General features: G+C 76.6%; 14 protein-coding genes. 10 read left to right on the top strand and 4 right to left on the bottom strand.

Annotated elements, in window-relative coordinates:
• The first annotated feature begins 35 nt into the window (after positions 1–35).
• The 4 genes from IHE55_RS27425 to IHE55_RS27410 all read left to right on the top strand — a co-directional run bounded on the left by IHE55_RS27425 (position 36) and on the right by IHE55_RS27410 (position 4,777).
• Positions 36–497, top strand: a complete 462-nt coding sequence (locus tag IHE55_RS27425; RefSeq protein WP_197991488.1) for a hypothetical protein — start codon at positions 36–38, stop codon at positions 495–497.
• 641 nt (positions 498–1,138) lie between these two features.
• The gene (gene crtI, locus IHE55_RS27420) at positions 1,139–2,791 is read left to right on the top strand and encodes a phytoene desaturase family protein (protein ID WP_197991487.1); all 1,653 of its coding nucleotides are present in this window, start codon (positions 1,139–1,141) and stop codon (positions 2,789–2,791) included.
• On the top strand, positions 2,778–3,773 hold the full coding sequence (locus IHE55_RS27415; RefSeq protein ID WP_197991486.1) for a phytoene/squalene synthase family protein: 996 nt from the start codon (positions 2,778–2,780) through the stop codon (positions 3,771–3,773). The genes crtI and IHE55_RS27415 overlap by 14 nt, the downstream gene beginning before the upstream one ends.
• Entirely contained in the window at positions 3,770–4,777 is a 1,008-nt protein-coding gene (locus tag IHE55_RS27410; RefSeq protein ID WP_197991485.1) for a DUF5914 domain-containing protein, read from the top strand. Before IHE55_RS27415 ends, IHE55_RS27410 begins: the two co-directional genes overlap by 4 nt.
• 2 nt (positions 4,778–4,779) lie before the next feature.
• On the opposite strand, the gene IHE55_RS27405 is transcribed toward IHE55_RS27410, so the two are convergent.
• Genes IHE55_RS27405 through IHE55_RS27395 form a run of 3 tightly spaced genes read right to left on the bottom strand, consistent with a single transcriptional unit; the run spans position 4,780 to position 8,281 of the window.
• Entirely contained in the window at positions 4,780–6,360 is a 1,581-nt protein-coding gene (locus tag IHE55_RS27405; protein WP_197991484.1) for an FAD-dependent oxidoreductase, read from the bottom strand.
• Complete coding sequence (locus IHE55_RS27400; protein ID WP_197991483.1) at positions 6,357–7,088, bottom strand: methyltransferase domain-containing protein; 732 nt, start codon at positions 7,086–7,088, stop codon at positions 6,357–6,359. The genes IHE55_RS27405 and IHE55_RS27400 overlap by 4 nt, the downstream gene beginning before the upstream one ends.
• A complete protein-coding gene (locus tag IHE55_RS27395; protein ID WP_197991482.1) occupies positions 7,085–8,281 on the bottom strand; it encodes a lycopene cyclase family protein in 1,197 nt (398 codons plus the stop codon). The genes IHE55_RS27400 and IHE55_RS27395 overlap by 4 nt, the downstream gene beginning before the upstream one ends.
• An 853-nt stretch (positions 8,282–9,134) precedes the next feature.
• Here IHE55_RS27395 and IHE55_RS27390 point away from each other — a divergent pair.
• From IHE55_RS27390 to IHE55_RS27380, 3 genes are all read left to right on the top strand, one after another.
• The gene (locus IHE55_RS27390; protein ID WP_197991481.1) at positions 9,135–10,094 is read left to right on the top strand and encodes an RluA family pseudouridine synthase; all 960 of its coding nucleotides are present in this window, start codon (positions 9,135–9,137) and stop codon (positions 10,092–10,094) included.
• A gap of 530 nt (positions 10,095–10,624) precedes the next feature.
• Positions 10,625–11,362: an HAD family hydrolase gene (locus IHE55_RS27385; RefSeq protein WP_197991480.1), complete on the top strand. Its 738-nt coding sequence runs from the start codon at positions 10,625–10,627 to the stop codon at positions 11,360–11,362.
• 9 nt (positions 11,363–11,371) lie between these two features.
• Positions 11,372–13,714: a glycoside hydrolase family 65 protein gene (locus IHE55_RS27380; RefSeq protein ID WP_197991479.1), complete on the top strand. Its 2,343-nt coding sequence runs from the start codon at positions 11,372–11,374 to the stop codon at positions 13,712–13,714.
• A gap of 45 nt (positions 13,715–13,759) precedes the next feature.
• Here IHE55_RS27380 and IHE55_RS27375 read toward each other — a convergent pair whose 3' ends face one another.
• Entirely contained in the window at positions 13,760–14,701 is a 942-nt protein-coding gene (locus IHE55_RS27375; RefSeq protein ID WP_197991478.1) for an MBL fold metallo-hydrolase, read from the bottom strand.
• Between the two features lie 321 nt (positions 14,702–15,022).
• On the opposite strand from IHE55_RS27375, the gene IHE55_RS27370 reads away from it, so the two are divergent.
• The 3 genes from IHE55_RS27370 (at position 15,023) to IHE55_RS27360 (ending at position 19,015) form a co-directional block, all read left to right on the top strand.
• Positions 15,023–15,607 carry a hypothetical protein gene (locus IHE55_RS27370; protein WP_197991477.1) on the top strand — a complete coding sequence of 195 codons (585 nt, stop codon included), beginning with the start codon at positions 15,023–15,025 and terminating at the stop codon, positions 15,605–15,607.
• Positions 15,608–15,731: 124 nt separating this feature from the next.
• The gene (locus IHE55_RS27365) at positions 15,732–16,238 is read left to right on the top strand and encodes a hypothetical protein (RefSeq protein ID WP_197991476.1); all 507 of its coding nucleotides are present in this window, start codon (positions 15,732–15,734) and stop codon (positions 16,236–16,238) included.
• A complete protein-coding gene (locus tag IHE55_RS27360) occupies positions 16,235–19,015 on the top strand; it encodes a ribosome-inactivating family protein (protein WP_197991475.1) in 2,781 nt (926 codons plus the stop codon). Before IHE55_RS27365 ends, IHE55_RS27360 begins: the two co-directional genes overlap by 4 nt.
• Positions 19,016–19,182: the final 167 nt, after the last annotated feature.

The raw sequence follows: 19,182 nt of genomic DNA, 5'->3' as shown, positions 1-19,182 counted from the left end.
GATAAGGAGACAGGACCCGGGATACCTGACAGGACATGAACCAACACCAGGACGGTCCCGACCACGACCACCGCCGCCCGGAAGGCGTCAGCGACACGACGGTGGAGGCCCTCGGCTCCCTGTCCAAGGCCCTGGAGACGACCGAGCGGGCCCGTGGCCATCTGTACGCCTTCCACCAGTTGACCGGCTCGGCGGACCTGGAACTCGACCGGGCGGTGCGGCTGCTGCGTGAGGGCGGCCACGACGCCTGGGCCGATCGCGTGCAGCAGGAGATCCTGGGCCGCAACGTCATCCCCGGGCACTGGACGTTCCAGATCGTCGAGGCGTACAACCGCACCTACTACGAGCCGTTCAAGGACCTCGAACGGCTGGCGCTGGCCGACCTCGTGGACGGACGCGACCATCTGTACGAGGCCGAGATGAAGGAGGCCCGGCGCACCGTCGGCCACCCCGATCACTCGGCCCGGCCGGACGGCAACGGCTCGCGGCAGCGCTGACGGCGCCCGCGGCCACGCGCCGCCCGGCGCGGCGGGTACGGCGGGTAGCGCCGGTGCGGCGGGTAGCGCCGGTGCGGCGGGTAGCGCCGGTGCGGCGGGTAGCGCCGGTGCGGCGGGTACGGCGGACCGGCGGGTGCCGCCGGCGCGGCGGGTACGGCGGGTGCCGCCGCCGGTGACCGCGGGGCCCCGCCCCGCCGGTGACCGCGTGGCCCCGCCCCGCCGGTGGCACCGTGCCGCGCCTCGTCCGCCCGGACGCGGTGGTGCCCCGCCGTCGTGCCCGCCCGTTGGGCCGGTGGGGTGAGCGGTCCCGCGGAACCCTCGCCACGGGGCAGGGATGAGCCACACACCGGGTGACGGCGTCACCCGGTGTGCCGGTGCCCCGGCAGCGAGAGAGGTCCGCAGGTGCTCATCCAGTGTTCGCGCGTACGCCCCCGGCGTCCGGCCGCGGCCGGCCCGTTCCGCACCCCGCGCGGCAGGCCGGCCCCGCCCGGGAGACCGGACGCACCCGGCAGACCGGCCCCGCCGGGGCGGCCGGCGCCCCGCGGGGGACCGGCCGCGCCGCCCGGCGCCGTCCGCGGTGGCGCCGGACGGCTCCGGGGCGCCCGGGCCCGGGCCGCCGGCCGGTCCGGTGAGGGGGACGGGTGAGGACGGTACCGGGGCCGACCGGCCATGTGGTGGTGGTCGGCGCCGGGCTGTCCGGCCTCGCCTGCGCCCTCCACCTGCTGGGCGCGGGCCGGCGGGTCACGGTCGTGGAGCGGGACGCCGGTCCGGGGGGCCGGGCCGGCCGGGTGCGGCTCGGCGGGTACCGGGTGGACACCGGCCCGACCGTGCTGACCATGCCCCACCTGGCCGACGAGGCGTTCGCCGCGGTCGGCGACAGCCTGGCCCGGCGGGTCGAGCTGGTACCGCTGCACCCGGCCTACCGGGCGTGCTTCGCGGACGGCTCCGCGCTGGAGGTGCACACCGACGCCGAGGCGATGGAGGCGGAGGTGCGCAGGTTCGCCGGGCCGGCGGAGGCCGCAGGGTACCGCGCGCTGCGGGAGTGGCTGGTGCGGCTGTACCGGGCGCAGATGCGGCGCTTCATCGACACCAACTTCGACTCCCCCTTCCAGCTCCTCCACCCGGACCTGGCGCGGCTGGCGGCGCTGGGCGGCTTCGGACGCCTGGACCACCGCGTCGGGCGCTTCCTGTCCGACGCCCGGCTGCGCCGGGTGTTCTCCTTCCAGTCCCTGTACGCCGGGGTCGCCCCGGCCCGGGCCCTGGCCGCCTACGCGGTGATCGCCTACATGGACACCGTGGCCGGCGTCTGGTTCCCCCGGGGAGGGGTGTACGCGCTGCCCCGCGCCATGGCCGCGGCGGCCGCCGGTGCCGGCGCCGGCCTGCGGTGGTCGGCGGAGGTGAGCGCGCTGGAGCGGTCGGCCGGCCGGGTGCGCGCGGTGCGCCTGGCGTCGGGCGAGCGGATCGTGTGCGACGCGGTGGTGCTCTCCTGCGAACTGTCCACCGCCCACCGGCTGCTGGGGCGCGCCCCCCGGCGCCCGGTGCGTCCCCGCCACTCCCCGTCCGCGGTGGTGCTGCACGCCGGCACCGACCGCACCTGGCCGGGGCTGGCCCACCACACGCTCTCCTTCGGCACGGCGTGGGAGCGCACCTTCGACGAACTGACCCGCACCGGAGAGCTGATGAGCGACCCGTCCCTGCTGATCACCCGGCCGACGGCCCACGATCCGGCCCTGGCGCCGCCCGGCCGCCACCTCCACCAGGTCCTCGCCCCCTGCCCGAACACCGTGGTCGGGCCGTCGGCCGCCGCCTGGCGGGAGCTGGGACCGCGCTACCGCGACGCCCTCGTCGCCGAGCTGGAGCGGCGCGGCCTGCACGGCTTCGGGTCCGGTGTGGAGGCAGAGCTCCTGCTCACCCCGTGGGACTGGACGGCGCGCGGCCATGCGGCGGGCAGCCCCTTCTCGCTGTCCCACACCTTCGCCCAGACCGGGCCGTTCCGGCCCCGCAACCTGGTGCGCGGGGTGGAGAACGTCGTGCTGGCCGGCTGCGGCACCACGCCCGGGGTCGGGGTGCCGACCGTACTGATCAGCGGCAAACTGGCGGCCGCCCGGATCACCGGCGGCCCGCCGCGCCGCGCCACCCGCACCGCCCGGCCCGGGGCCGCCGCGGCATCCGCGGGCACCGGCACCGCCGAGGCGGGCACGGTGTCCCCCCGGTCCGCCGCGAGCGCGGGCCCGGCCCCGGCGGCCGCGGGCTCCGGTCCCGCACCGGTGGCGGGTGCCGATGTCCCGTCGTGAGCTGGACGCGGCCGGGATCGGCGATCCCGCGCTGCGCGACGCCTACACCCGGGCGCGGCGGCTCAACGCCCGCCACGGCCGCAGCTACTTCCTGGCCACCCGGCTGCTGCCCCGGGAGCGCCGCTGCGCCGTGCACGCGCTGTACGGCTTCGCCCGCCGCGCGGACGACATCGTGGACGGCCTCGACCGGCACCGGACCCCCGGGGAGCGGGACCGTCTGCTCGCCCGGCTGGAGCGCGACCTGGCGTACGGGCTGCGGACCGGCGGGGGTGAGGACCCGGTGGTCCGGGCGGTGGCCGACACCGCCGCCCGGTACGGCATCGACCCCGCGCTCTTCGCGGACTTCCTCGCGTCGATGCGCGCGGACCTGACCGTCACCGACTACCCGACCTATGCCGAGCTGCGGGCCTACATGCACGGCTCGGCCGCGGTGATCGGGCTGCAGCTGCTGCCGGTGCTCGGCACGGTCGTGCCCCGCGAGGAGGCGGCCCCGCACGCGGCGGCGCTGGGGATGGCGTTCCAGCTCACCAACTTCCTGCGCGACGTGGGCGAGGACCTGGACCGGGGCCGGGTCTACCTGCCGGCGGACCTGCTCGCCGCGCACGGCGTGGACCGGCCGCTGCTGGAGTGGAGCCGCCGCACCGGGCGGCGCGACCCGCGCATCCGCGCCGCGTTCGCCGCCACCGAGGCGCTGACCCGGCAGGTGTACCGGACCGCCGAACCGGGCCTGGGCATGCTCGACCCCCGGGTACGCCCCTGCATCCGGACGGCGTTCGCCCTGTACGGCGGCATCCTGGACGCCATCGCGCGCGGCGGTTACGCCGTGCTGCACCACCGCGCCGTGGTCTCCCGGGGCCGCCGCGCGGCCACCGCGGCGGTCGGGGCCGGACAGCTCGTCCGGGCGCGGTGGCGCGGCCGTGGCACGGCACCGGCGGACGGGGCGGAGGGCAGGACGGTCCCGGGGCCGGGGGCACGGCGGTGACCGGCGGGGCCGGCCGAGGCCGCTGGACGCCGCCGCTGCGGCTGCGCCGCGGCACCGGCTGGGCGGCGCAGCCGCCCACCTGGCGGCAGGCGCGCCCGGAGCTGATCTCCGGCGCCCTGGAGCGCGCCGCGGCGCGCCCGGGCGGCAACTGGTTCGTCGTCGCGGCCTCCCGGGAGGTGCGGGCCGGCGGTCCCCCGCTGGGCCGGACGGTCGGCGGGGTGGAGCTGGTGCTGTGGCGCTCGGCGGCGGGCGAGCCGCACGCCGGCCCGGGGGCCTGTCCGCATCTGGGCGCGCCGCTGCGGGCGGGCCGGGTGGTCTGCGGCACGCTGGTGTGCCGCTGGCACGGGCTCGCCCTGGACGGCGGCCCGTTCGCCGGGTGGGAGCCCTACCCGGTGCACGACGACGGGGTGCTGGTGTGGGTGCGGCTGGACGCGGTCGGCGGTGAGGAGCCCTCGGCGCGTCCCGCGGTGCCGGCGCGGCCGGCCCGGGACCGCGCGGTGGCGGCGGTGTTCGCGGCGGTGGCCCGGTGCGAGCCGGCGGACGTGGTGGCCAACCGGCTCGACCCCTGGCACGGCGCGTGGTTCCACCCGTACTCGTTCGCCGACCTGACCGTGGTGCGGACGCCGCGGCCGGGGGCCGGTGACGCCTTCGTGGTCGATGTCTCCTTCCGGGTGACCGGCCGTCTGGTGGTGCCGGTGCGGGCGGAGTTCACCACCCCGGGGCCGCGTACGGTGGTGATGCGGATCACCGGCGGCGAGGGGGCCGGCTCGGTGGTGGAGACCCACGCCACGCCGCTGACCGGCGGGACCGCCGGGCCGCCGCGGACCGCGGTGGTGGAGGCGGTGCTGGCGGTCTCGGGCCGGCGGGGCTTCGCCGCGGCCCGGGCCGCCGCCCCGGTGCTGCGCCCGCTGATGCGTGCGGCGGCCGGCCGGCTGTGGCGCGACGACCTGGCGTACGCCGAACGGCGGTGGGAACTGCGGAGCACCGGGCGCTTCCCGGGGTGAGGTCACCCCGCGGGCCCCGGCGGCTCCCGGCGGGCGGCGCGGGCGGCGAGGGCCCGCAGCCCCCGCCAGCGGCCCGCGCGGGGGACGGTCCACAGCTCCTGGCCGCGGACTCCCCACCCGGCGAGCAGGGCGCCGGCGGCGAGGAAGCCGGTGGTGGCGGCGCGCTCCATGAGCGCCACCGGCAGATCGCAGCGGATGGCGTCACCGGCCAGCGTGAGCCACGGGTGCGGGGTGCGCACGGTGGGTCGCCGGCGGTGGCCGCCGAGGGGGAACAGCGGGCAGTCGGCGTGCCACTCGTGCCGGGCGTCGACGATCCGGGCCGCGCCGGTCTCGGGGTAGACCCGGCGCAGCCGGTCCAGCAGCCGGTCCTGAACGTGCTCCGGCCGCGCGCCGTCCGGGACGGCGTAGCCGTGCAGTTCGACCACCGAGCCCCCGGTCCGGGCGGCCCAGCGGGCGGCCTCGCGCTCGTAGCGTTCCAGGACGCTGACGTTGTCCAGCCCGTCGTACCCGCTGGTGCCCAGGAATCCCGGGCGGTCGGCGCGGACCGGCCGGTCCAGCCAGAGCCGGGAGACGACGAACCGCGGTGCGGTGCGCAGGGCGGCGATGCCGTCCCGCCAGCCGGGGGTGCCCAGACCGGGGGAGGCGGCGACCAGCCGGCGCAGCCCGGCGGGGTCCAGGGCGAGGACGGCCGCGTGGTGGTGGTCCTCGGCGGTGCTGGTCCGCACCACCGCTCCCCCGCCGTCGCCCGGGTGGAGGGCGTGCACCGGGGTGGCGGTGCGGATGCGCGCCCCCAGGTGCTGGAGGTAGCCGCCGAGCGGCTCCCACAGCGCCTGCGGGAAGGGGTCGTCGGGCACGTCGAAGAGCAGGCCCTCGGCGGAACCGAGGAAGTAGATGTGGAACATCAGCAGCAGTTCGGCGGCGGACAGTTCGCGGGGGTCGGCGAAGAAGCTGCGCGAGAACACCTCGAACGCCAGGTGGTGCGCGGCCTCGGGGAAGCGCACCCGTTCCAGGAACGCGGTCGCGCCGATGCCGTCGAACCGCTCGTAGACGTCCGGCACCCGGACGTCGAGGAGCGGCAGCGCCGCCCGGGCGTCCAGGGCGGTGAGGTCCCGCCAGCCGAAGGAGGGGCTCAGCGCGACGAATCCGAGGGCGCTCAGCGGCGGGGTGCGCGGGACGCGGGCGAAGCTGTCGGTGAGGCCGCCGCTGTGCCGCAGGGGGTAGTCGGGCAGCGGGACCAGTCGCGACAGCCCGGGGTCGGTCCGCCGCAGCAGGCCGCGCAGGTTGTAGTACTGCCGGAAGAAGGCGTGGAAGCCGCGGCTCATGGTCACCGTGGAGCCGTCGGCGAGGCGGGTGCGGTGGCCGGCCAGCCGGCCGCCGAGGCCGTCCCGCCGCTCGTAGAGGGTCACCCGGGCGCCGCGTTCGGCCAGCAGGGTGGCCGCGGCCAGCCCGGCGATCCCGCCGCCGACCACGGCGACGGACGGCGCGTCCCGGTGCGGGAGCCGGTCCCGGCCGGGTGACGGCCGCAGCAGCTCGGCCCTGCGGTCGCGGCCCGGCCGGGCCGCGCCGCGCCGTCGGGGGCTCACCGGTCCCGCCCCGCTCCGCCGGCCGGGCCGTTGCGGGCGAGGAAGGTGTGCACGATGCCGGTCTGCCACCCGGCGGCCGGGGCGGCGCGCACCTGGGTGAACCCGTGGCGGCGCAGCCGGTCGGTGAGGGCCGGGGCGGTGTCGAAGGCGAGGACGCCCGCCCACAGGTGGCGGTACAGGGCGCCGTCGCCGGTGAGCGTGCCGGCCGGGATGATCGCGCCGCGGCACACGGCGGTCCACAGGGCGCGGTGCACGGCCGAGCCGCTGAGGCTGTAGTCGTGCACGGCCAGCCGCCCGCCGGGCCGCAGGACGGTGCGCACCCCGGCCAGGATCCGGTCCGGGTCGGTGACGTTGCGCAGCAGGAAGGCGGCGAAGACCGCGTCGAAGGGGCCTTCCCCGGCCGTGACGGCCTCCTCCGCGGTCAGCTGCCGGAAGCGCACCCGGGGCGGCCACGGTGCGGCCCGGGCCCGGCGCAGCATCCCGGGCGAGGCGTCGATGCCGGTGATCCGGGCCCGGGGCGCGGCCCGCAGCAGCGCCCGGGTGGAGGCGCCGGTGCCGCAGCCGAGGTCCAGGACGTGCAGCCCGGCCCCGCCGGCGGGCAGCCGCAGCCGGCGCGCCGAGCGGAGCAGTTCGGTGCGGTGGCCGGGGCTGAGGGCGGTGAGCCGGTCGTAGGTGTGCGCGGCGTGGTCGAAGGCGCGGGCCAGGTCGCGGTCGCGCAGCAGGGTCATGACGGTCTCTCCCGGTGCCGGGGTGCGGTGCCGGCCGCGGGACGGGCGCGGCGGGGCAGGAAGGGCAGTTCGAGGGCGGTGCGCAGCATCGGGACGACGGGGGTGCGGGCCCCGATGCCCCACTCCTCCCAGGGGGTGGTGGCGCCGTCGAGGAAGCGCAGCAGCCGTTCCGCGGGCGTGTGGCGGAACAGCCCGGTGAAGAAGGCGGGGCCGTCGATCCGCCCGGTGTCCAGGGCCCGCAGCAGCACCGCGTCCATGGCCAGCGCGCGCCGCCGGTGCGGGGCCGGGACGGTCGCGCGGCCGTCACGAAGCGCGGCGGCGATGGCCCGGCTCTGCCGCTGTACGGCGGCGAAGGTGTAGCCGGTCGCCGGGCGGGTGGCGCCGCCGGCGGTGCCGATCCGGAACACCGCGGGACCGGACCGGCGCGGGAAGCGCGCGTCGGTCATGGGGATGACGCCCTGTTCGGCCGCCTCCACGGTGAACGGGCCCAGCCGCAGGACGTCCCGGCCGTAGTGGCCCAGCGCCGCCTCGTACCCGGCGGTGGTCAGCGGGGTGCGGGAGAACTCGGTGTACTCGACCAGCGCCCGGTCCGGTGCCAGCGGCAGGACGTAGCCGAAGGCGAGACCGTGGCGCGGCTGGGGCACCCGGAAGTCCATCAGGTCCGCCACCCGGGGGTCGAACCGGTCCCCGGCGGTCCGCACGAACCAGCCGCGGAAGTGCTGGAGGAGCAGCGTCCTGGCCGGCGGCAGGGCGGGCAGCGGACGGGAGTCGAACACGAGGCGGGCGCAGAGCGTCAGCTCCCGGCCGTCCGGGGCCGCGCAGCGCACCTCCGCGCCGCCCGCCACGTCGCGCACCGTGTGCGCCGTCGCGCGCACCACGCGCGCCGTGCGGGACCCGGCGAGCCGGGCGTGCACCAGGCGCTCGAAGCGGGCGGAGCGCAGCATGTGGTAGCGCAGCGGCGCCGGATCGACGGTGACCTCGCCGCCGTCGGGGCCGCGCACCCGCAGCCGCGACCAGGAGGCGCCGATCGCCTCCCGGAGGTCGCCGGTGTCCCGGTCCCAGAAGCACCAGGTGCGCTCCGGCGGCCGCGGCGGCCCGTCCGGCGGTTCGATCAGGGTGACGGGGTGGCTGCCGGTCAGGACCAGCCGGTGCGCCAGGCTCAGCCCGGCCGCGCCGCCGCCCACCACGATCACCCCGGGCCCGTCCCCCGGTCGGCCCGCCCCCCGCCCCGGGCGCCGCGGGCCCCGGGCCACGGCCGGTGCCGGGCCGCCTCACCCGGACCGCCGCCCGACGAGGGGCCCGTGGCCGGCGGTCCGGTACCGGGTGCCCCGGCCGGTGGTCCCAGGCGACGTCCCCCGGCCGGCGCTGCCGGGCGGCATTCCGCCCCCGGTGCACGCGACGGAGGGTGCCGGACCGGTGGTCCCGGCGCACGGGCGGGCGCGGCGGGGGCCGGCGGGGCCGGCACACGGGCGGGCACGGCGGGAGCCGGCGGCGCCGACGCACGAGTCGGCACGGCGGGAGCCGGCGGGGCCGGCGCCCACGGCGGTGGGGTCCGACAGGCTACGGCGCTGAACGGCCATCCTCCTCCTTCCGGGACGCGACCACCTCTACACCGCGGACGCGGAACCGGCGGTCCGGCTCGCCCGGCGGCACCGCACGGCCCACCCGACCCGCCGTAGCCGGCGCCGGTCCGCCCCGTCGTCCGCCCGCGGGCACGCGGCGTCCGCGGCGCCTCCACGGGCGCGGGACGGGCGGGGCGCACGAAGCGGCACCGGACCGCCGTGGCCGGCCGCACCGGACCACCGTGGCCGTCCCGGGCGCCGCGGGGCCCGCCCTCGGAGCGGGCCGCTCCGCCTCCGGCGGCGGACGGGCCCGATCCGCCTCCCGGGCGGCGGGTGGCGGGCCCCGCCCGGGCCGGCGGGCCGGGGTCGTACGGCCGGCCCGGCACGGCCCGAGGTGCCGGGACGCCGCACCCGGCAGCCGGGCCCGGTGGCCCGGCGGGCACCCCGCACCGCCGGCGGGGCACCGCTTAGGGTGGACGGCGAGATGAGACGGAAAACCAAGGCCCCGCCCGCGCCCCTGCCGCAGCGCGGCGGGCTCGACCCGGTCCGGCTGCGGCTGCCCGAGGAGGGCCCCTGGGCAACGGTGCGGGACCACCTGGCCGACCGGCTGCCCGCGCTGGGCGCGGCGCGGATCGACGCGATGCTGCGGGAGGGCGCGATCGTGGGGCAGTGCGGGCCGGTGGCGGTGGACGCGCCCTTCGCCCCCGGCGCGTACGTGTGGTTCCACCGCCCGCTCGAACCGGAGGTCCCGGTCCCCTTCCCGCTGGAGGTGCTGTACCGCGACGAGTGCCTGCTGGTGGTGGACAAGCCGCACTTCCTGGCGACCACCCCGCGCGGCCGGCACGTGGCCGAGACCGCCCTGGTCCGGCTCCGCCACCGGCTGGGGCTGCCCGCGCTCAGTCCCGCGCACCGGCTGGACCGGCTGACCGCCGGGGTGGTGATGTTCGTGATCCGCCCCGAGCACCGCGGTGCGTACCAGGGCCTGTTCCAGCAGCGGCGGGTCCGCAAGGAGTACGAGGCGGTGGCGCCGTACCGGCCCGGGCTGCGGCTGCCGTGCCGGGTGCGCAGCCGGATCGTCAAGGAGCGCGGGGTGATCGCCGCGCGCGAGGTGCCGGGCGAGCCGAACAGCGAGACGGTGGTCGAGCTGGCCGAGCACCGGGAGGGGCTGGGCCGCTACCGGCTGGTGCCGCTCACCGGACGCACCCACCAGCTGCGGCTGCACATGAGCGGGCTGGGCGTGCCGATCCTGGGCGACCCGGTCTACCCGGTCGTCACCGACCCGGCGCCGGACGACTTCGGCCGGCCGCTGCAACTGCTGGCCCGGGCGGTGAAGTTCACCGACCCGGTCACCGGCCGGGAGCACCGGTTCGTCAGCCGCCGTTCCCTGGAGGCCTGGGACTGCCACCGCCGCTGGGCGGGCGGGGAGGCGCCCGCCCCCGGCTGACCCGCGGTCCCCGGGACGACGGGGCGCGCGGCCGGTGCGGCACCGGCGGCCCCGCGGCCCCGGGCGGAGCGCCCGCGCCACGGGACCAGGCCGACCGGCCGGGGCCGCGGGGGTCGGCGGGGCCGGGGCCGGCGGGGGTCAACCGCAGTCCTCGGCTCCGGCCGGTCCGCGCACCCGGCCACCGGGCCGGTCCGCCGGCACCCGTGAGCCGAGCGGCCCGGCAGCACCCGGACCCCCGGCAGGCGGCCCGGGCGGACCCGGGAGCATCCCCGGCCCGGGCGGACGCCCTCGCCGGTCCGCGCACCGGCCCCCGGGCCGGCGCGCCGGCACCGCACGTCCCGGCGGGGCACCGGCACCGCACGTCCCGGCGGCACGCCGGCACGGCACGTCCCGGCGCGCACCGGCACCGCGGAACCCCGCGGCGCGCCCGCGGATCCCGCCCGTCCGGCCGTCCGGAGCGGACGCGCCCGGCCGGACGAGATCCGCGGGCACCAGGAATGCATCGCGGGGGGCGGGGGGACAAGCGTCGCATGACCACGCCCGCACCGAAGCTGCCGCCCGCCATCACCGCCTGCCTGTTCGACCTGGACGGGGTCCTGACCCGGACCGCCGTGGTGCACGCCGCCGCCTGGCGGGAGACCTTCGACGACTTCCTGCGCCACCGGGACGGGCCCGGGTTCCGCCCGTTCGACCCGGTGCACGACTACGACGAGTACGTGGACGGGCGGCCGCGCGCCGACGGGGTGCGTACCTTCCTGGCCTCCCGCGGGGTGCGGCTGCCGGAGGGGTCGCCGGACGACCCGCCGGACCGGGACACCGTGCAGGGGCTGGGCAACCGCAAGAACGAGCTGCTGCTGCGGAAGATCCGCGAGGACGGGGTGGCGGCGTACCCCGGGTCGGTGCGGTTCCTCCGGGCGGTGCGGGCGGCCGGGCTGCGCACCGCCGTGGTGTCCTCCAGCGCCAACTGCCGGGACGTGGTCGCCTCGGCCGGACTGGCGCAGGACCTGGAGGTCCGGGTGGACGGGGTGGTCGCCGCCGAGCGGGGGCTGCCGGGCAAACCGCGCCCGGACACCTTCCTGGAGGCCGCCCGGGAACTGGGCGTGACCCCGGCGCAGGCGGCGGTCTTCGAGGACGCGCTGGCCGGGATGGACGCCGGGCGGGCGGGCGACTTCGGGTACGTGGTGGGGGTGGACCGCACCGGTCAGGCCGAGGCGCTGCGGCGGCACGGCGCCGACATCGTGGTCGAGGATCTGGCCGAACTGCTGTGAGGAGCGCGCATGATCGCCCATGACGCCTACGCGGTCGAACCGTGGTGCCTGCGGGAGACCACGCTGCACCTGGACGTGCTGCCGCAGAGCGAGTCGCTGTTCGCCCTCTCCAACGGGCACGTCGGCTGGCGGGGGAACCTGGACGAGGGGGAACCGCACGGGCTTCCCGGCACCTACCTCAACGGGGTGCACGAGCTGCGTCCGCTGCCGTACGCGGAGGCCGGCTACGGGTACCCGGAGTCCGGGCAGACGGTGATCGACGTCAGCAACGGCAAGGTGATCCGGCTGCTGGTGGACGACGAACCGTTCGACCTGCGGTACGGGGCGCTCCACCACCACGAGCGGGTGCTGGACCTGCGCGCCGGGGTGCTGGAGCGCAGCTGCGAGTGGACCTCGCCGGCCGGGCGCACGGTGCGGGTGCGCTCCACCCGGCTGGTCTCCTTCACCCAGCGGGCGGTGGCCGGCATCGCGTACGAGGTGGAGCCGGTGGACTCCGAGGTGCGGGTGGTGATCCAGTCGGAGCTGGTCGCCAACGAGCAGCTGCCGCCGCTGGGCGGCGACCCGCGGGCGGCCGCGGTCCTGGAGTCGCCGCTGGAGCCGGAGGACCACGCCGCGGAGGGCAGCCGGCTGCGGCTGGTGCACCTCACCCGGCGCAGCGGGCTGCGGATCGCCGCCGCTGCCGACCACGTGGTGCGCGGGCCGGAGACGGTGCGGACCGCGACCGAGAGCAGTGACGACCTGGCGCGCATGACGGTGACCGCGGTGCTCAAGCCCGGCGAGACGCTGCGGCTGGAGAAGCTGGTGGCGTACGGCTGGTCGGCGGTGCGGTCGCTGCCGGCGGTGCGGGACCAGGTGGACGCCGCGCTGGCGGGGGCCCGCAGCACCGGCTGGCATGGGCTGCTGGAGCAGCAGCGCGGCTACCTCGACGACTTCTGGAACCGCGCCGACGTGGAGGTGGACGGCGACGCGGAGATCCAGCAGGCGGTGCGCTTCGCGCTCTTCCACGTGCTCCAGGCGGGCGCGCGGAGCGAGGAGCGGGCCATCCCGGCGAAGGGGCTCACCGGTTCCGGGTACGACGGGCACTCCTTCTGGGACACCGAGATGTTCGTGCTGCCGCTGCTGACGTACACCGCGCCGGAGTCGGTGGCCGAGGCGCTGCGGTGGCGGCACGCGACGCTGCCGGAGGCGCGGGAGCGGGCGGAGCAACTGGGCCTGCGCGGCGCGGCGTTCCCCTGGCGGACCATCGACGGGGCGGAGTGTTCCGGGTACTGGCCGGCCGGCACCGCCGCGTTCCACGTGAACGCGGCGATCGCCGCGGCGGTGGTGCGGTACGTGTCGTCCACCGGGGACGAGGAGTTCGCCCGGCAGACCGGGGTGGAGCTGCTGGTGGAGACGGCGCGGCTGTGGCGTTCGCTGGGGCACCACGACCACCACGGCCGGTTCCACATCGACGGGGTGACCGGACCGGACGAGTACAGCGCGCTGGCGGACGACAACGCCTACACCAACCTCATGGCGCAGTCGAACCTGCGGGACGCCGCCGACATCGTGGAGCGCCATCCGAAGGAGGCGGCCGCGCTGGGGGTGGACGACGAGGAGGCGGCGGCGTGGCGGGACGCCGCGGAGGCCATGACGGTCCACTTCGACCGGGTGCTGGGGGTGCACGAGCAGTCCCGGGGCTTCACCAGCCACCAGGTGTGGGACTTCGCCGGCACCCGGCCGGACCAGTACCCGCTGCTGCTCCACTTCCCCTACTTCGACCTGTACCGGAAGCAGGTCGTCAAGCAGGCGGACCTGGTGCTGGCGATGTTCACCCGCGGGGACGCCTTCACCCCCGAGCAGAAGGCCCGCAACTTCGCGTACTACGAGGCGCTGACGGTACGGGACTCCTCGCTGTCCGCCTGCTGCCAGGCCGTGATCGCCGCCGAGGTGGGCCATCTGCGGCTCGCCTACGACTACATGGGCGAGGCGGCGCTGATGGACTTGAAGGACCTGCAGAACAACACCCGGGACGGGCTGCACATCGCCTCGCTCGCCGGGACCTGGCTGGCGCTGGTCGCCGGGTTCGGCGGGATGCGGCACCGGGACGGCACCTTCCACTTCGCGCCCAAGCTGCCGGAGAAACTGGGCCGGCTGGCGTTCACGGTGCAGGTGCGGGGCCGCTGCCTGCGGGTGGAGATCACCGACTCGGTGGCCACGTACACGCTGGTCGGGGGTGAGCCGCTGGAGATCCGGCACTACGGGGACCCGCTGACGGTTGCCGTGGGGGACCCGCAGCGACGGCCGGTGCCCGAGCCGCCCGCCCTGCCGGAGCCGGAGCAGCCGCCCGGCCGCCGCCCGGCGCACCGCTGACCGGCGCCGTGCGGGGCGGCCGGGCGGGGCGGGCCCGGGGTCCGCTCAGGCGGTGCAGGTCAGCGGGCGTCCCCCGTTGTAGGTGACCATGTCGGTGAGGGCCGCCACCGCGTCGATCGGGGCGCCGGGGGCGGCCCCCTCGATCTCGGCGTAGGCCCGGTGCAGGTTGCCCACGATGCGCTCTCCGTCCGAGAGGGCGGCGTACTCCCCCAGGTCGGCCTCCCGGGCGGTCTCCAGCGGGGTGAGCCCGGCGGCGTGCCCGCGGCGCGCGGTCTCCTGGACGAACCGCAGGTAGCCCAGGACGTCGTCGATGAGCCCGGGGCCGGCCACCGGCCCGTGCCCGGCGACGATGGTCCGCGCGCCGAGCGGCGCGATCACCGTCTCCAGCACCTCGATCGCCCCGGCGATCGAGCCCTGGAGGAGGAACGGGGTGCCCCCGTGGAACAGCAGGTCGCCGGCGAACAGGACCCGGCGCTCGGGAATCCACATGATCGAGTCGTTGGTGGTGTGCGCGGCGGTGCCCACGTGCCGCACCTCGCACCGCAGGTCGTCCACCCAGAGGGTGACCCCCTCGGTGTAGGTGAGGAAGGGCGGCTCCAGCTCGACGTGGCCCCAGTCGACCTCGGTCCAGAACGGGGCGGAGGCCGGCATGCCCCAGGCGCGTATCCCCTCCCGCACCCCTTCGTGGCCGACGACGGTGGCGCCGTCGAAGAGGTGGTTGCCGAAGGTGTGGTCGCCGTGGTGGTGGGTGTTGATCAGGGTGCGCACCGGGCGGGGCGTCACCTTCCCGATCGCCTCCAGGTAGGCCCGGGTGCGCCGTTCGGTGGAGCAGGCGTCCACACTGGTCACCCCCCGCCGGCCGACCAGGAAGCCGGTGTTGTTCACCCACCAGGTGCCGGGCGGCTGCACATAGGCGTAGATGCCCTCGTCGATCTCCTCGACGCGGGGCGGGGCGGCGGTGTCGGTGTCGCGGGCGGTGCTGCTCATCGGTGCCAACTCCTCGGCGGCGGCAGGGAACTGACCTGGTATGTCACGGCGGGCCGCCGGCGGGCAAGGCGCCCGGTCGAATACCGGCCGGGCGCCGGGCCGCTCGTACCGGGGCGCCCGGGCCCCGCCGTCCGGCAGAAGTACCGGCGGTCGTACTTCTGCCGAAGGAACGGCCTGGTACCGGCGGGGCCGGAGTGGTGGACTCGGAGCGCCCCCGGCCTCCCGCGCACTGCCCGGGCGGCCGCGCTCCCGGGTGCGGACACGCGTCCGGATCCGTACGCACCCCCACCGGAAGGTATGTCATGAACAGGACGATGCACTGTGCGACGCGCTAGACGGCGAGGCGGGCGGGCCGGGCTCCTCCCGGTGCTGGCGGCGGCGGTCTGCTCGGCCGCGGTCGCGCTGGGCGCGCAGACCCTGGTGGCCCGCGGCAGCGAGCCTCAGTCCCCGCCGCGGACCGGGACCACCCGTTCCGACGACCGGCCCTCCCCGCCGCGGACCGAGCGGGCCGCCCCCGCCGCGATGGCGGTGCCGGAAGGGACGTTCGCGCTGTTCGAACCGGTCTGGACGACCGCGCACATCTATCAGAAGGGCCTCAACAGCCCTCCCTACGACACCGGTCTGGTGGTGTCGTACGTCGGCCCGGCCGGCTGGAACCCGGAGAAGCACGGCGACTGGATCGGCATCTACGAGCAGGGCCGTCTGGAGAAGGCCCACCGCAAGGACTGGGACTGGGTCTGCCCCAACGAACCCGAACGCTGCATGTCGTTCGGGTCGGCGATCGTCCCCGCCGGCAACGACGGCCTGGAGTCGGGCAAGACCTACACCGTCGCCTACTGGGCCGACGGGGCGTCGGAGGGGAGCGGTCACCCCGCCGCCACCATCGACTACGTGGTGCCGTGGTGAGCCCGCCGCCCCCGGCCGCCCGGCCCGCGTCCGGGCCCCGCGACCGCACTTCCCCGAAAGGCACCTGCCTGCCATGCGATTCCCCCTACGCCGCCGCGACGGGCGGCGACGAGTCCTCCCGGTCGTGGCCGCCGCCCTCTGCTCCGCCGCGGTCGCCCTCGGCGCGCAGGCCCTGGCGTCCCACCCGCCCGGGTCCGGCGGTGGCCGGAGCGGTGATCCGGAGGACCGGCGGACCGTCCCCGTCGCGGCCTCCGCCGACGGCGGCGGATTCGCCCTCCTCGACGCCACCTGGACCACCGCGCACATCGACCAGAAGGGCATCCACCTGAACCCGAAGGACACCGGTCTGGTGGTGACCTATCTGGCCCCGGTGGGCCGGAACCCCGGCTCGCACGACGACTGGGTCGGCATCTACGAGCGGGACAGGCTCGACAAGGCCCACCGCAAGGACTGGGACTGGGTCTGCCCCAACGAACCCGAGCGCTGCATGTCGTACGGGGCGGCGGTGGTGCCCGCCGGCAACGACGGCCTGGAGTCGGGCAGGACCTACACCGTCGCCTACTGGACCGACGGGGCGTCCGAGTCGAGCGGGACCCCGGCTGCCACCATCGACTACGTGGTGCCGTGGTGAGCCCGCGCACCGGAGGGCACGCACGACGCCTGGGCGGCGTCCTGGTGCGCTGCCTCCTCGCACTGGCCCTCGCGGCCGGGTCCGCCGCCACCGTGCTGGAGCGGCCCGCCGCCGCCACGGCGGACGACACCGACGACTTCCCGGCCGTGTACCGGCAGCTGGTCGAGCAGATCCGCGCGGCCGCCCGGGGCGGCGAGCGGGTGTCCACCTCCCTGGCGGGCCCCGCACGGGCCCGGCCCACCGATCTGGCCGAGGCGTCCACCGGCCGCCGCGGCACCGCGCTGATCAGCCTCGACGCCGTCCTCCCGGGGGAACAGCTCCCCTCGGTCAGCCTCGTCATCCGGCGCGAGGACATGTATGTGCTGGGCTTCTACCAGAACAGCTCCCTGACCCACACGTTCTTCCACTTCGACGACGCCGACCTGTCCGCACTGGACTGGACCGTCTTCGGCAACGTCCGCCCCACGCCGGTCGATCTCCACCTGCCGAGCCGGTACGCGGGGATGGCGGACGAGAACGTCTTCCAGCAGTGGATCACGCCGGACAGCCTCCGGATGGCCGTGAGGCAGCTCGCCTACACCAACACCACCCCGGAGAGCCTCAGATCCGCGGGACACCACCTGGCGAGACTGATCATGACGCTGCTGGAGGGGGCCCGGAACCGGGAGGTCGAGGAGAACATCCACAACGGCTTCGCGGCGGAGGGCGCGTGGTACGCCGCCGATGACGAACCGTACATCCACAACTGGGCCGCGATGTCGGACGTGGTCCGCAACGGGCACAGCTACACGCTGACGGTGCGCGGCACGCGGTACACGTTCATGCTCGGCTACCTGCGCTCCATGCTCGCCATCCTCCAGATCCCGCCCGGGTCCACCCCGCTGCCGATGTGCTCGGGGCCGGTGTCCGGGTCGGGGTCCGGACCGTGTCCGCCGTCCCTCACCTCGGACAACCGCCGCGGCGCGCTGTCCGGCCTGCCGGACTGGTCCGAGGCCGGCTACCGGGGCGGCCGCGCGCTCCCCGGGCACCAGGAACTCACCACCGACGCGGCGTGCCGGATCACGCCGCAGGAGCTGGCCGAGACCTACGAGGTGCGCCCCGACGACGGTGCGGACGACTCCGCGGGGGTGCAGCGCGCCATCGACGCCATCCGCGGCGGGTGCGGCGACCGGGCCAACTTCGACCGGCTGTCGCTGATCCAGCTGCCCGCCGGCCGCCTCGACATCAGCCGGCAGATCTCCGTGGACACCGATCACCTGGTGATCCGCGGCGCGGGCAGCGATCCGGCGAAGGGCACCCGGATCGTGTTCCGCCCGGACGGGGACACCCGCTACGACACACTGACCGCCGACGGCAGCCGGTGGGACCAGGACGCCATGGTCCACGAGGCCGGCGCCGACACCGCCAAGGGCGGCTGGCTCTGGCCGGGCCGGGGCCTGTTCCGGATCCAGACCCGGGAGGTCGCCGCACGGTACGCCGACGAGTGGGCCGCCGCGCCCGCCAACCGCAAGGACCTCTACGAGGGCTCGGTCAACCAGCACTGGGCCTCGGGCGTGAAGCTGCGCGCCGCGGACGGCGACCCCGGCCACTCCGCGCGGGAGGGCGACCGGGTGGTCCATCTGGATGCGAAGGCCGACATGTCCCGGTTCCGGCGGGGCGGGCACCTGTGGGTGGGGGCGCCGAACACCCGGAAGTTCTACGCGGTGCAGCAGGCCACGGACGAGAGCCGGTACGAGAACCTGCACATGCGCCAGCAGGTGTTCCGGATCGCCGCGGTGGACGTCGACAACCGCACGGTCACCCTCGACAAGCCGCTGGAGTTCGATCTCCCGGTCGACTCCACCTCGGACGGGTCGGCACCGATCGGCACCACCGCCTACGCCGGCAAGGTGACCCCGCTGAAGATGGTGGTCGGGGTGGGCCTGGAGAACTTCTCCTTCACCCAGGAGGTGCCGGGGCTGACGCCGCAGCAGGCGGCGCACGACTACGGCAACCTGGCCCCCGCGCAGGCGATGCACGGCGTCGTCTTCAAATGGGCCGCCGACTCGTGGGTCCGCGGTGTGCGCTCCGAGATGACCGGCTCGCACCCGATCGTCACGGAGGTCGCCAAGAACCTGCAGATCGAGGGGAACCACCTGGAGGGCGCCTGGAACAAGGGCAAGGGCGGCAACGGCTACCTCCGCGGCAGCCGGGTGTGGGACTCGCTGTACGCCCACAACACCACCCGCGGGCTGCGGCACTTCACCCTGCAGTGGTCGGCGTCGGGCAATGTCGTGTACGGCAACGACATGGACTCCGACCTCAACCTGCACGGCGGGTGGGAGCGCCGCAACCTGTTCGAGAACAACACCGTCCGGGTGCCCTACGAGCACCGCTCCGGAAGCTGCTCCACGGCGTGCGGCGGTGAGGGCGGCGAGATGGACTCCGGCACCTGGTACCCCATCTGGTGGGCGGCGGGGCCCAAGGCGGTGAAGTGGGCCGGCTCCTCGGGGCCGCAGAACGTCTTCCACAACAACGTGCTGACCAAGCAGCTCACCGCCGGCGGTCCCTACACGGAGTACCTGCCGTACAGCCGGTCCGGCAGCGGCGTCCGGCCGGTGTACCAGTTCGGTTCGGCCGCGGACGACCCCGGCGCCTTCCGGCACCTGGTGCGCGACGGAACGCCGATCGCGGACTGGAACGGCCACGAGACGGCGGACTACACCGGATCGGACGCGGGGGTCAACGCCTCCCGTACCGAGTCGTCCGCCTCGTTGTTCCTCAGAAGGACGGAGTAGCGAGAAGGCAGCAGCGGTGGGCGGCCCCGGCGAGCACGTGCCGGGGCCGCCCACCGGCGGCGCTGCCCCCGGGGCGCAGCGCCGCCACGCCGGCCGCCGTCTGCGGCGCCCCAACCGTGGCCCTCGCCGTGCCGGGCGCCCCGGGCGTCACCTGGCCGCCCCGGACA

Source organism: Streptomyces pactum, assembly GCF_016031615.1.
Taxonomy (GTDB): domain Bacteria; phylum Actinomycetota; class Actinomycetes; order Streptomycetales; family Streptomycetaceae; genus Streptomyces; species Streptomyces pactus.
Note: the sequence above shows the minus strand (reverse complement) of the source record. Positions and strands in the feature narration are given on the sequence as shown.

Excerpts from the sequence above, each read along its gene's own strand:
- IHE55_RS27415 (WP_197991486.1), top strand. The coding sequence starts at position 2,778 with ATGTCCCGTCGTGAGCTGGACGCGGCCGGGATCGGCGATCCCGCGCTG.
- IHE55_RS27385 (WP_197991480.1), top strand. The coding sequence starts at position 10,625 with ATGACCACGCCCGCACCGAAGCTGCCGCCCGCCATCACCGCCTGCCTG.
- IHE55_RS27425 (WP_197991488.1), top strand. The coding sequence starts at position 36 with ATGAACCAACACCAGGACGGTCCCGACCACGACCACCGCCGCCCGGAA.
- IHE55_RS27400 (WP_197991483.1), bottom strand. The coding sequence starts at position 7,088 with ATGACCCTGCTGCGCGACCGCGACCTGGCCCGCGCCTTCGACCACGCC.
- IHE55_RS27390 (WP_197991481.1), top strand. The coding sequence starts at position 9,135 with ATGAGACGGAAAACCAAGGCCCCGCCCGCGCCCCTGCCGCAGCGCGGC.
- IHE55_RS27380 (WP_197991479.1), top strand. The coding sequence starts at position 11,372 with ATGATCGCCCATGACGCCTACGCGGTCGAACCGTGGTGCCTGCGGGAG.
- IHE55_RS27375 (WP_197991478.1), bottom strand. The coding sequence starts at position 14,701 with ATGAGCAGCACCGCCCGCGACACCGACACCGCCGCCCCGCCCCGCGTC.